The sequence below is a fragment of the Legionella sp. D16C41 genome (assembly GCF_048541585.1).
GTDB lineage: Bacteria > Pseudomonadota > Gammaproteobacteria > Legionellales > Legionellaceae > Legionella_C.
The window spans coordinates 86178-97600 of the sequence record NZ_CP183303.1; the positions used below are offsets into that span (position 1 = coordinate 86178).

Here is an 11423-nt window from a genome sequence, read left to right on the forward strand (position 1 = left end):
TGGAGCCCTCGGACAAGCCGAGGGATGTAGAGGTAGGCACAGACTTAAACTAATCTCCTAAGTTCTTAGTTCAATATAAAATTTTCTTAAGCCGACGACCCCAGTATATCATCTTGGCTTATCAAGGAATTGTATTTGGAGTAACGCACTGAAATCGAGCCGTTCATCAAAGTTTAAAATAGCTAGGATCTATTAGATGCTTTAGCACTAATAATAAATTATATTAGAATAAGCTTTTACAAATTTATAAAAAATTACGGCATAAATCCTGCATATATACCCAATGGCGTCAACATTGCATAATGTCATTTCTGCCTATGCGAAGTGACAGCATCTTTAAGTAAACGCCATTAGATGTATTCTACAAGGATGAATATATTAATTTATATATCCATGGGCTGTCAGGTTAATATAATAAGCGACCTAATTTAATGAGGGAAAAAGATGAGAAAGTTGACATTTAACTTATTGCCCTGGTTACTGCTTTGCTTTTCACCTTTAATAATGGCAAGCCAGAATTGGAATCAATGGGTTGCCGGCGTAAGACAAGAGGCTATTAATCAAGGTGTTTCTGCTGAAGTTTTTGATCAAGCATTTGCCGATATACGTGAGCCAAGCCGAACAGTAAAAAGCCTTGCACGCTCCCAGCCTGAGCATCGTTTAACATATACTAAGTATTTAAATACGCGGGCTGATAGTTATCGCATTGCTATGGGCCGTAAACATTATAATAACAATAAAGCCCTTCTTGAGGATGTTGGTCAGCATTTTGGCGTAGACCCTTGTTTCATTGTGGCATTTTGGGGTATGGAAACAAGTTATGGTACTTATATGGGTAATTTTCCTGTAATAAGATCACTCGCCACCTTGGCTTATGAATCAACACGCCCTGATTTTTTTCGCCGCGAATTATTCATTGCGCTACGGATTCTTAATGATGGTCATGTAACCTTAAACCACTTTAAAGGTGAATGGGCAGGCGCCTCTGGCCAGCCACAATTTTTACCTTCTAGTTGGGTTAAATATGCGGTTGACTATGATGGCGATGGTCGTAAAGATATTTGGGAGAGTAAGCCTGATGTTTTTGCTTCAATTGCTAATTATATGAAGAAAAATGGTTGGCAAACAGGTCAGCCTTGGGCTATTCATGTTAAATTACCTAAGGGGTTTGATCCTAATTTGCAAGGCAAGAGCATCGTTAAGAAAGTAAGTGAATGGGATGCTTTGGGTGTACGTACCCTAGACGGGCAATCGCTACCTTATCCAAACTTAGATGCTAGTATTGTTCAGCCTAATGGAGGCCCTGTTTTTCTAGCTTATCCAAACTATAAGATGATTTTACGCTATAATAATTCTATCTATTATGCGGGCGCTATCGGTTATATGGCAGATAAAATTTGTAATCGTAGCAATTAATTTATTGATATCTAGTTTAACTATTTTTGCTAAGCGAGGTGTACAAATGGATACCTATCTTGATAAAACAGCTAGTCTTACACCGCTTGCAAAACGGGTTATCTGCGATAAAGCGACCGAATATCCTAATACTGGTATTTATAATCATTTAGCAGGGCCAGGCACCTATCTTTGTAGGCGTTGTGGCCTTGCTTTATTTAGGGCTCAAAGCCAGTTTAATGCGGGTTGTGGCTGGCCCAGTTTTGATGAAAATATTATTCAAGCTGTTAAACAGGTACCCGATAAAGATGGAATGCGGACAGAGATAGTTTGCCAGCGTTGTAATGCCCACTTAGGTCACGTTTTTACCGGCGAGCATTTAACCCAAAAAAATATTCGCCATTGCGTGAACTCAGTATCGATTGATTTTGTACCAAATACAACGGTGTTAGATACAGAAGAAGCAATTGTTGCCGGTGGTTGTTTTTGGGGAATAGATTATTTTTTAAAGCTGATTCCTGGCGTGCTAAAGGTTGAAGTAGGTTATAGCGGGGGTGCTGTTCAAGAACCTACTTATGAACAAGTTTGTAGTGGCACGACAGGACATTATGAAGCTGCTCGAGTCGTGTATGATCGAGCCAAGGTAGATTATCATACCGTTATTAAACGCTTTTTTGAAATTCACGATCCTATTCAATCCAATGGGCAAGGGCCAGATATAGGGCCACAATATCGCAGTGCTATTTTTTATTATGATGATGAGCAGTTTAGTGAGGCAAAATCACTGATTGAGCAGCTACAGAAACGTGGCTATAGGGTGGCGACTAAACTGCTAGAGGTATCAACCTTTTGGCCAGCAGAAGATTATCATCAAGCTTATTACTCTAAACATCATAAAGTACCCTATTGTCATCGACCTGAAGATCGTTTTGGCCCACAATAGGCTAACTATAATTTAGTGGTTAGACCTAAAATAGTTTGTAATAGTTTAAGCTACTCTTTTTAAAAGTTTGGGCTTCTTATAGAGTAATTTCGTATAGCCTTTAATGAAGATTAGCCGGTTTAACTTTTTAATTAATGACATGCTCTAAGATAAAATTTTTGGCACGTTGTTGAACACCATTTGCCTCTTTATCCAGCCAAAAAGAAAAATGTGAACCACCTTCTATCCAAATAGGTTGTGCATGTGGAATTTTAGTTGCACTATTTACACCATCATAAAATAGTACAGCTGCATCGGCAGTGGCATGAATAATTAAAGTGTTGCAAGCAATTTGCTCTAAGTGCAACGGAATAAGTTGACGGCCCTCGCTGATGTCATTTTCGACACCAATTTTGCGCATAGTATTGTAATTTAAAATTGATTTACAAAGACGGATAATGTATTTCAATTTAGTTTTATCTTTAGCAATATAGGCAGCTGCTGCCTTGATTTGCTCTCTATTTAAAAGGCTATTTGCGCGTAATATTAATGATGCTATTGCTTTAGGCGAAAATCGTAATAAATTATTAGCAAGCCAGGTAAAGGGATCGCTAAACACGGTTTGACTAATAAGTGGTGCTGCTTGTCTTAATTGATACTTCATTGAAATACAATTAATAGCAATAATAGCCTTAACTTTCTGAGGATAACGTATAGCAAATTCATAAAGAGAGGGGCCAGCAGCACTGAACCCTACAGCAACCACACTTTTTAATGAAAGTTCATCAAGTAAAGCAGCTATTAAGTCTGCTTGTTGCGTTGCTGATTTGTTTTCTAATAAAGGTGAATTACCATAGCCTGGTCGAGAAATAGCGAGTAAATTACAGCCTAGGCCAAAAAAGAAATCAAAAAGCATCATGGATTGATCTTGTCCGCCCATGCCGCCATGAATTAAGAGAATAGTGGATGCTAAATCTTTCGGTTGCTGTTGAAGGTTAATGTTGTTCTTATCGCTATCTTTATAATTAATTTCGATAGCACCCAGACGAGTTTGTATTAGCTGGCTGCCGCTTATGAGCTGATTTATAGCGTGCTCTTCTTGTGCAATAAATTCAGTTGTTGATAAATCTGGCTCACCCATACTAAATCCTATATTGATTTATTCATAGACTTCTTTGGTCGGCACTAATAGGTTCTCCGAAGCAGTCCACTATTTATTTCTGACTTATCTAGCATTAGGTAAAAAGGCTGCTATCTACTTTATCATAGCAAAAGAACTATTAGTTTTTATCTTGGTAAATCGTATCTACCTTCTTTGCTTTCTCTTCGTTTTCACGTAGTTGTTGTTCATTAAGTTGAGTTTGCCAAAAATTGGCTAATTGAGCTTTAAATAAATTAAGTTGGCGGATGACCTTACCTAAATGCTCGGCTAGCATCGGTAATTTATTAGGGCCGAAAACGATAAGGGCGACGATAAGAATAATAATTATTTCGCCCATGTTCATGATTTTTTCTCATTACTATTGTCATCATCATTTAGTGCTTTGCGAAAGCTTTTGATTGCATTTCCTAAATCAGAACCAATGTTCTTCAATTTATTAGTACCAAATAAAGCGAGAACGATTAAAAAAATAAGCAATAATGATAATGGACTTATGCCGCTTAATCCCATGTTAGCTCCTATTATTACGGTTACCTACATAGATTAAACCACCAAACAAAGCAATAATAAAAGTAGTAAGTGTCAGATTTTCTGTATTAATTAAATTTAAGTAATTTAAGAAGCCTACAAAGAGCATGGTAATAAAAATACCAAAGCCTAACCCTTTAAACCAATTGTTTTGAGCTGAATCAAGAAAGCGTTGGTCATTTGTAATGTTATTTAATGCACGTATTTTCTCTTCTTTACTTAAGACTATTACTTCCTGCAATAAACGTGGCATATGCGGTAATTCTTCGACAAAAAAGGGTATATTTTCACGCAATCTTCTAACAAACGCTTTAGGTCCTAATTGCTCTTTTAACCAATTTTGGAGAAAAGGCTTTGCAGTTGCCCATAAATCTAGCTCGGGATAAAGTTGTCGGCCTAAGCCTTCAATAGCTAAGAGCGTTTTTTGCAGAAGAATTAATTGAGGTTGAACTTCCATATTAAAGCGACGTGCAACTTGAAACAGCCGTAAAACAACTTGAGCAAAAGAAATATCTTTTAAGGGTTTCTCAAAAATAGGCTCGCAAACTGTACGAATAGCGCTTTCAAATTCTTCAATACGGGTGTTTCTTGCAACCCAACCTGATTCAACATGTAATTCAGCGACTCGTCGGTAATCTCTATTAAAAAAAGCATAAAAGTTTTCAGCTAAATAACGCTTATCATTATCATTGAGAGTACCGATAATGCCAAAATCAATACAAATATATTGTGGTTGTTCTGGATGCTCATAGGAAACAAATATATTACCCGGATGCATATCTGCATGAAAAAAGCAGTGTTTAAAAACCTGGGTAAAAAAGATTTCTACACCGCGTTCTGCTAATTTTTTAAAATCAACATTATTCGCTTTTAAAGCCGCAATATCGCTAATAGGGATGCCATGAATTCGTTCCATAACCATGACATTTTCACGCGTATAATCCCAGAAAACTTCAGGAATATATAATAAAGGTGAGTTCGGAAAATTACGACGTAATTGGCCAGCATTACCTGCTTCACGTTGTAAATCAAGCTCATCTATTAAGTTGTGTTCAAATTCTTGTACTATTTCGCGAGGCTTAAGTCGCTTGCTTTCTGACCAGTAGCGCTCAGCAAGTGAGGCAATGGTATACATAATACTTATATCTTGATCAATAATTTTACGCATATTAGGTCGTAAAACTTTTACTACAACGTCTTCCCCAGTTTTTAACCTTGCGGCATGTACTTGAGCCATTGAAGCAGAGGCTAAAGGCTCTGGATCAAAATAAGCAAAGACATCAAAAGCAGAGCGGCCAAAAGCGCTTTCAATAATGGCTAATGCTCGCTCGCTTGAAAATGGTGGGACATTATCTTGTAGTTTACAAAGCTCTAAGGCGATATCAGTTGGAATAATATCTGGTCGAGTAGACAATGCCTGGCCAAACTTAACAAAAATTGGTCCTAAGTCTTCTAAAGTTTTACGAAGTGCTTCACCACGGGTGAGTGGGTCCTTACGAAACCAATTCCAAGGGTTTAAATAAACTATAAATCGTAAAGGGGCAAAAAGCCGAATGGAGACAATGAGCTGATCTAGTCCGTTGCGCGCTAAAATGGTATTAATATGAATTAAACGGAGTAATTGCTTAATGGATTTCATTGCTTATCCAGTAAATTAATTTGTGCATGTAATCGCTCAACGTCTAACACTAATTGATCAATATCAGCAAAAAAATTTTCTACCTCTTCATGTGAAGGGAATAAACGGAGCTCATCTTGGATGTAGTCAATGGTATTATTTTGCAATGAAGCGCTAAGTTGGCGTTTAAATTCTAGGCTACGTCTAAACATAGAGCCTAATTGATGAGCAATGACATCACCGGTAAAATAAGCTAAGTGACCTTCCCAATCAATATCTATTTCATCAAATAATTTTTTTAAAGCTAAGCCTAGCTCAACATCTCCTGATACACGCATTTTGTCATTAAATAGTGAACGCGCCTTAGAAGCAGGTAGAAAACTTAAACGAATAAGCCCCAAAGGATTGCTATGAATAACGGTATCTGGTGGATTTAGAGTGCTATCTAGTAAATGGAGTTCGCCATCTTTAAAAGTAATAAAAAAATTAACATTTAAAGGGCCAATAATAATTTCAATTATTTTATCATGGAATGCGGAAATTTTTGTGGGCATACTCTCATCTAAAGAAAGAGCATGATTAATCGCTGTCTGTAGTGCCTTTAAAGAATATTTTTTAATCATATTATTCTCAATATTTATAGGCGATATGTAAAGCCACTATACCACCACTTAAATTTAAATACTGACAATCTTCGAATCCAGCTTGTTCAATTATTTTTTTTAAATCTTCTTGCTTTGGATGCATACGGATTGATTCAGCAAGATATTTATAACTATCAGCATCATGCGCAATAAATTGCCCTATTTTAGGTAGAATGTTAAAAGAGTACCAATCATAAACGGTTTTTAAGCCAGGCAAATTAGGCATAGAAAATTCTAAAACTAATAACTTGCCACCAGGTTTACAAGTCCGAAACATAGAACGTAGGGCTTCTTCTTTATTGGTAACATTTCGCAAGCCAAACGCAATGGTAATACAATGAAAGCTATTATTTTTAAAAGGTAATGTTTCTGCATTAGCTTGCACATAAGTAATGTTATTAATGAGACCTTCGTTAATTAACCTATCTCGGCCAACATTTAACATATCAGCATTAATATCTGCAAGAATAACTTGTCCTTTTTCACCTACTTTATGACTTAATAATCTTGTTAAATCACCACTGCCACCTGCTAAATCGAGTACAATGTGACCTGGTTTAACTTGACTTAATTCGATAGTAAAGCGCTTCCAAAGCCGATGAATACCAAATGACATCAAATCATTCATTAAGTCATAATTCTTAGCAACTGATTGGAAAACAGCGCGAACTTTCTTCTCTTTTTCATGCCATGCAACAGAGGTGAAGCCAAAATGAGTTGTTTTTTCTTGCTTACTCATAGATTTTACTTTTTAAAATTTAACGCTATATTACCTGATTGACTAAGAAATAGTAATTAGAAATCACTTAATCTCACCTTACGAAATTAAATTAAGTAAAAATACTTAATTTTAGGGCTGCTAAAGTTAAATTAATAAGAGTCAAGGAGGTAATTACTAAGTTAGTTCTAATTATATTGAATTTATTGTTATCTCACTTACAACTGAATTACCATCTAACATAATATTATTTAAATTGTCCCTAAAAAAGCTTCGGCTTAGTGACTGGAATTGACTGAATCATTAGCAGTACCACTATCTTGATTTATTGCAGGCGATGTAGTTACAGCTGGCGCATTAATAGTATTATCCGTTGAGTCATTAGTATCTGTATTATCATTTAAATTAGTTGAGGTGCTATCGTTAGGGATGGCATTTAAATTGGTAATAGTATCACCCCCCCCATTAGTCATATTACCATTTTCATCCATAGAATTTGGACCTGTTATATCAATTATATTGTTGCTGTCTATAGTTGTAGTGGTATTTGTCGTATTACCATTTTCATCTATAGAAGTTGGACCTGTATTAGTGTTGGTGTTGTTATTTGTATTACCCGAGGTTGGCGTTATATTACTATTTATATTATTAGGCACAATAACACCGGAATTAAATTTTTTAGGCGAACTGGTATTAGGTTGTAAATGAATAGTTTGATCAGGATTTTCAGTTATAATCGGTGTAAGTGATTGTGATTCAAGGCTACTTACATTTATTGAAGCTAGTGTATCGGCATTAGAAAGCGTTACTGCTGAGAATAATAAAGACGTAATAGTAACTCTCTTCATAGCAATCTCCCTTAACCCTTTTTCAAAAACCTTTATCCTTAAATTTATTTAAAAAATTGCTAATCACTGTAATCGCTTTTCGAAAAAGTTTTAACTGAATATTTATAGCCGTTTCTCTAACTATAGCTGTTTATTCTGAAAAGTAATAATGAACTAGCTGATAAAAGGAAAGTCGAAATATTAGGACGCGGGAGCAATATTTTAAAGAAATTACAATTGCTCTAAAGCTAGCATATAAGCTTTTTCATCAGGTGGCATTTGATTACGTTGTGCTTGCCATAGGCATTCAGCTAAGCAGTCCATCATTTTATGCTCAACTAATAAGGGATCTTGATAATGTTTAACTAATTCTTCAAAACGTTTAGTCATTCCTGCGGGTCTGTTGGTTGTAACTTGTTCTCGTATAGCCAAATGTAATCCCATATGTAGATATGGGTTAGTTTGCCCCATCTCTGGAAAATACTGTTCAGTAAAATAAGAATTATTGTTTTCTAAAAGTGAATGGTACTCGGGATGCGCAATGATAACATCCACTAGTTGTTTTTCTAGTGGTGTAAGTACTTCTTTTGAGCAATATTTACGCCAACTTGTAAAGAAAAACTGTCTGGTATCTTGTACATTATTACCAAAAAACATGCCTACCTCTGATACCCTTTATTAAAAATTAATTTGATCTTAGCTTATTCAAAGTTAAACAACAATTAAGCGCATAGGGATGTTACTTCGTAAATATCGGTATTAGTAAGTCTTCTAATTTAAGTAAGTACAAAGTTTAACTACTCAATAGTTAATAGTAGTAAGAAATGCTTATTGACAAATTGTCTATAAATAGGCAATATTATGAATGCGAGGTTGGACTTGCTATGTGTCATTCCACTGGGTCAATTGGCGACACACCGATTGGCCCTTTCTACAAAATTCCTACCATAATTAAGCCATTCAATAAGTTATTTTTTTTACAGATTGCAATAAAAATAAAATTATGCTAAATCAACGAGGAATGTCAATGGATGGAGTAGTTAATTATGTTTGGAGTTTTATTTAGAAATCCTGGGCAATCTTCTCACTTAAGTTTACCTCGGGAAGCTTTCAATTATAAAAATCCTATTCACTTAGAGATTATTGAAAAGCAGATTTCTCAATTTAAAGAAGCTGCTGATACGCTAAAAGCAATTGATTATAATATTTTTTTAGGCGTAATTGTTGGTAGTTCTTGTTATTTTGGGTCTTATATATTTCCCCTAGTAACGTTTTCCATAGCGGGTTTTAGTTTAGCTGCACATGCGCATGCAAAACGCCCTATAGCTTATGAGAAATATCGTCAAGCGCTTGATGAGTTGGTTGCTACTTATGAATGGTCAATGGGTAAAAATACAGGAGATCATTGGTATAAGCTTGCTGTTGGGCCTCTTCAAAACTTAATTTTAACATTAGGTCCTTGTGTAGCGCCTGAAATAATTCATACTTGGACCGCAGATGATTTAAAGCCAAATAGCTTAAACCCAAAGAATTTTTTCAGCACCCGTCGTACTGATATTTCAGAGGAGTTTGAAAAACAATTGGCAAAATTTGCAGCAGGCACCCAAGTTTCAGAAATGACTTATCGTATTTATGGCCAGCATGGATTTGATGATTTGTGGCAAACATTAAAAACTACTGTAGCAAATCAGGTAAATAATGTGGCACGTAACGTTCTTAATTATCAGCCTGGTAGTTAATACTTAACTGCTTCTATTATCTAGGTAATGGCGTTAATTTAAGTGTAGGTTGGGCCAAGGCCCAACCTACAGTACTAAAGAAGTGCTAGTTTTGCGCCTAAAAAGAGCATTAGCAGTCCGCTGGCGAATTCAAGACGACGCCATACTTTTTCTTTAGTTAAAATTTCAGCAAAAAATTGGGTAACAAGCGTTAATAGCGTTAACCAAAGAAAACTAGAAGTAATAACACCTAACAAAAATGTTTGTTGTTGTCCTGGAAATTGACTGCTACTACCACCAATGATAATTAGCGTATCTATAATGGCATGAGGATTAAGCAGACTAAAACCTAAAGCTAATAAAATAATTTGTAGACGATTACTATGAGCTTTTTCTACATTAACCTTACTATCTTTCTTTTTCATTGCTCTATATAAGGACAGTGAGCCGTAATAAGTCAAAAAAAGTGCACCAAACCAAGTTACCCACATTTTTAAAGCAGGATGTAACATCAATAGCTGATGTAAGCCTGCGACACTAGCAGATACTAAAATAATATCGCATACAAAACAAATTGCTGCTGATAAAATAGCATATTGTCGCAATGCACCTTGGCGAATTAAAAAAATATTTTGTGGCCCCAGGGCTGTAACTAACGATAAGCCTAATGCTAAGCCATTAAAATAAACTAACATAGTCTAGCCCCCCATTAAAAAATGAAGGTTCTATTATCATGCAAATTCAATTATTATTAAAATTAATAATTTTGATAATTGATAAATTTTGCTTATGAAGATAGATTACCGGGCTTTATATGCTCTAGATGCAGTTATTCAAACCCAAAGTTTTGCGATGGCAGCTAAGCAATTGTTTATTACGCAACCTGCAGTAAGTCAGCGGATAAAACAGCTTGAAAATCAATTTGGTCAACCTTTACTTATAAGAACATTACCCTATGCAGCCACTCCGCTAGGGGAAAAATTATTAAGTCTACTGCGACGTACCAGGTTACTTGAGGAGCATTTTTTACACGAACTAGATTATGATACACCTGGCCGGTTATCGATTGCTTTAAATCGAGATAGTTTAGAAACCTGGTTTGTTAGAGCGCTTCCTAAAATAAGTACATTGCGTACTTCAAATATTGATATTATTACAGATGACCAGGAATTAACTATTGATTATTTACGTAAAGGTATTGTCTCTTCTTGCTTGACTAGTTACTCAAAACCTTTACCAGGCTGTGAATGCCAGCTGCTTGGCCATATGGACTATTTATTAGTAGCTTCGCCAGATTTTATTAAACGTTATTTTAAGAAACATCTTTCACTGCAAGAGAATATGTTATTAGCTCCTATCTTAGTTTTTGATAGTCGTGATAGATTTCATGAGTATTATTTCCAGCAATTTTTTAAAAGCCATTTTAATCCAAAACGATATAATATGGTTCCATCCGTAACCGTATTTAAGCAATTTGCATTACAAGGCTTTGGATTTGGCTTAATTCCTAGGTTAGATATTCAAGATGAATTAGAACAAAATAAACTTGTTGAAATTAATCCTGGTAAACGCTGGCTAATGCCGCTTTACTGGCATTATTGGCAATTATCAGATCGTCATTACCAACAATTTATTAAAGAAATAGCTAGGGAGGCTAAATTATATCTAATTTAATTTCAACTGGTTATCTAAATAACGCCTTATGTAAAGGCAGCTAATTTTGTTAAAGCAATTCCTCTAAATCATTACCCTTTAAAAATGGTGGTTGAAAATAAGACAAAATTTATTTAAAAAATTGAAAGAAATGCAGTTTCCTAGCGAAAACTAGATTGCAAGTTATAGCTGGAGGAGTATAAAATGCCTGATTATTTTTGGCATTTATAAAGCTTGT

Annotated in this window: 13 protein-coding genes; 4 read left to right on the forward strand and 9 right to left on the reverse strand. The window is 35.4% G+C overall.

Annotated features, from left to right (window positions below; all coding sequences use genetic code 11):
- The first annotated feature begins 504 nt into the window (after positions 1 to 504).
- Positions 505 to 1416 carry a lytic murein transglycosylase gene (locus tag ACNVED_RS00385; RefSeq protein WP_419421122.1) on the forward strand — a complete coding sequence of 304 codons (912 nt, stop codon included), beginning with the start codon at positions 505 to 507 and terminating at the stop codon, positions 1414 to 1416.
- A 46-nt stretch (positions 1417 to 1462) separates the two neighbouring features.
- Positions 1463 to 2338, forward strand: a complete 876-nt coding sequence (locus ACNVED_RS00390; protein WP_419419796.1) for a bifunctional methionine sulfoxide reductase B/A protein — start codon at positions 1463 to 1465, stop codon at positions 2336 to 2338.
- A 127-nt stretch (positions 2339 to 2465) separates the two neighbouring features.
- Here ACNVED_RS00390 and ACNVED_RS00395 read toward each other — a convergent pair whose 3' ends face one another.
- From ACNVED_RS00395 to ACNVED_RS00430, 8 genes are all read right to left on the reverse strand, one after another.
- The gene (locus tag ACNVED_RS00395) at positions 2466 to 3458 is read right to left on the reverse strand and encodes an alpha/beta fold hydrolase (RefSeq protein ID WP_419419797.1); all 993 of its coding nucleotides are present in this window, start codon (positions 3456 to 3458) and stop codon (positions 2466 to 2468) included.
- A 139-nt stretch (positions 3459 to 3597) separates the two neighbouring features.
- The gene (locus tag ACNVED_RS00400; RefSeq protein WP_419419798.1) at positions 3598 to 3822 is read right to left on the reverse strand and encodes a twin-arginine translocase TatA/TatE family subunit; all 225 of its coding nucleotides are present in this window, start codon (positions 3820 to 3822) and stop codon (positions 3598 to 3600) included.
- Positions 3819 to 3989: a twin-arginine translocase TatA/TatE family subunit gene (tatA, locus tag ACNVED_RS00405; protein ID WP_419419799.1), complete on the reverse strand. Its 171-nt coding sequence runs from the start codon at positions 3987 to 3989 to the stop codon at positions 3819 to 3821. Before tatA ends, ACNVED_RS00400 begins: the two co-directional genes overlap by 4 nt.
- A 1-nt stretch (position 3990) precedes the next feature.
- Positions 3991 to 5646 (reverse strand): ubiquinone biosynthesis regulatory protein kinase UbiB, encoded by a 1656-nt coding sequence (gene ubiB, locus ACNVED_RS00410; RefSeq protein ID WP_419419800.1) that lies wholly within the window; start codon positions 5644 to 5646, stop codon positions 3991 to 3993.
- Entirely contained in the window at positions 5643 to 6248 is a 606-nt protein-coding gene (locus tag ACNVED_RS00415; RefSeq protein ID WP_419419801.1) for a ubiquinone biosynthesis accessory factor UbiJ, read from the reverse strand. The genes ubiB and ACNVED_RS00415 overlap by 4 nt, the downstream gene beginning before the upstream one ends.
- Before the next feature lie 7 nt (positions 6249 to 6255).
- Positions 6256 to 7008, reverse strand: a complete 753-nt coding sequence (gene ubiE / locus ACNVED_RS00420; RefSeq protein ID WP_419419802.1) for a bifunctional demethylmenaquinone methyltransferase/2-methoxy-6-polyprenyl-1,4-benzoquinol methylase UbiE — start codon at positions 7006 to 7008, stop codon at positions 6256 to 6258.
- Positions 7009 to 7265: 257 nt separating this feature from the next.
- Positions 7266 to 7835: a hypothetical protein gene (locus tag ACNVED_RS00425; protein WP_419419803.1), complete on the reverse strand. Its 570-nt coding sequence runs from the start codon at positions 7833 to 7835 to the stop codon at positions 7266 to 7268.
- Between the two features lie 210 nt (positions 7836 to 8045).
- Entirely contained in the window at positions 8046 to 8471 is a 426-nt protein-coding gene (locus ACNVED_RS00430) for a DUF1841 family protein (protein ID WP_419419804.1), read from the reverse strand.
- Positions 8472 to 8860: 389 nt separating this feature from the next.
- Between ACNVED_RS00430 and ACNVED_RS00435 the strand changes: the two genes are divergently transcribed.
- Complete coding sequence (locus tag ACNVED_RS00435; protein ID WP_419419805.1) at positions 8861 to 9553, forward strand: hypothetical protein; 693 nt, start codon at positions 8861 to 8863, stop codon at positions 9551 to 9553.
- 74 nt (positions 9554 to 9627) lie between these two features.
- Here the strand turns inward: ACNVED_RS00435 and ACNVED_RS00440 are convergent, their stop codons facing one another.
- Complete coding sequence (locus ACNVED_RS00440; protein ID WP_419419806.1) at positions 9628 to 10227, reverse strand: LysE/ArgO family amino acid transporter; 600 nt, start codon at positions 10225 to 10227, stop codon at positions 9628 to 9630.
- Positions 10228 to 10321: 94 nt separating this feature from the next.
- Here ACNVED_RS00440 and ACNVED_RS00445 point away from each other — a divergent pair, with 94 nt between their 5' ends.
- Positions 10322 to 11206 (forward strand): ArgP/LysG family DNA-binding transcriptional regulator, encoded by an 885-nt coding sequence (locus ACNVED_RS00445; protein ID WP_419419807.1) that lies wholly within the window; start codon positions 10322 to 10324, stop codon positions 11204 to 11206.
- The last annotated feature ends 217 nt before the right edge of the window (positions 11207 to 11423 follow it).

Bases quoted from the DNA above. Each gene is read 5' to 3' on its own strand.
- ACNVED_RS00385 (WP_419421122.1), top strand. From the start codon at position 505: ATGGCAAGCCAGAATTGGAATCAATGGGTTGCCGGCGTAAGACAAGAG.
- ACNVED_RS00390 (WP_419419796.1), top strand. From the start codon at position 1,463: ATGGATACCTATCTTGATAAAACAGCTAGTCTTACACCGCTTGCAAAA.
- ACNVED_RS00395 (WP_419419797.1), bottom strand. From the start codon at position 3,458: ATGGGTGAGCCAGATTTATCAACAACTGAATTTATTGCACAAGAAGAG.
- ACNVED_RS00400 (WP_419419798.1), bottom strand. From the start codon at position 3,822: ATGAACATGGGCGAAATAATTATTATTCTTATCGTCGCCCTTATCGTT.
- tatA (WP_419419799.1), bottom strand. From the start codon at position 3,989: ATGGGATTAAGCGGCATAAGTCCATTATCATTATTGCTTATTTTTTTA.
- ubiB (WP_419419800.1), bottom strand. From the start codon at position 5,646: ATGAAATCCATTAAGCAATTACTCCGTTTAATTCATATTAATACCATT.
- ACNVED_RS00415 (WP_419419801.1), bottom strand. From the start codon at position 6,248: ATGATTAAAAAATATTCTTTAAAGGCACTACAGACAGCGATTAATCAT.
- ubiE (WP_419419802.1), bottom strand. From the start codon at position 7,008: ATGAGTAAGCAAGAAAAAACAACTCATTTTGGCTTCACCTCTGTTGCA.
- ACNVED_RS00425 (WP_419419803.1), bottom strand. From the start codon at position 7,835: ATGAAGAGAGTTACTATTACGTCTTTATTATTCTCAGCAGTAACGCTT.
- ACNVED_RS00430 (WP_419419804.1), bottom strand. From the start codon at position 8,471: ATGTTTTTTGGTAATAATGTACAAGATACCAGACAGTTTTTCTTTACA.
- ACNVED_RS00435 (WP_419419805.1), top strand. From the start codon at position 8,861: ATGTTTGGAGTTTTATTTAGAAATCCTGGGCAATCTTCTCACTTAAGT.
- ACNVED_RS00440 (WP_419419806.1), bottom strand. From the start codon at position 10,227: ATGTTAGTTTATTTTAATGGCTTAGCATTAGGCTTATCGTTAGTTACA.
- ACNVED_RS00445 (WP_419419807.1), top strand. From the start codon at position 10,322: ATGAAGATAGATTACCGGGCTTTATATGCTCTAGATGCAGTTATTCAA.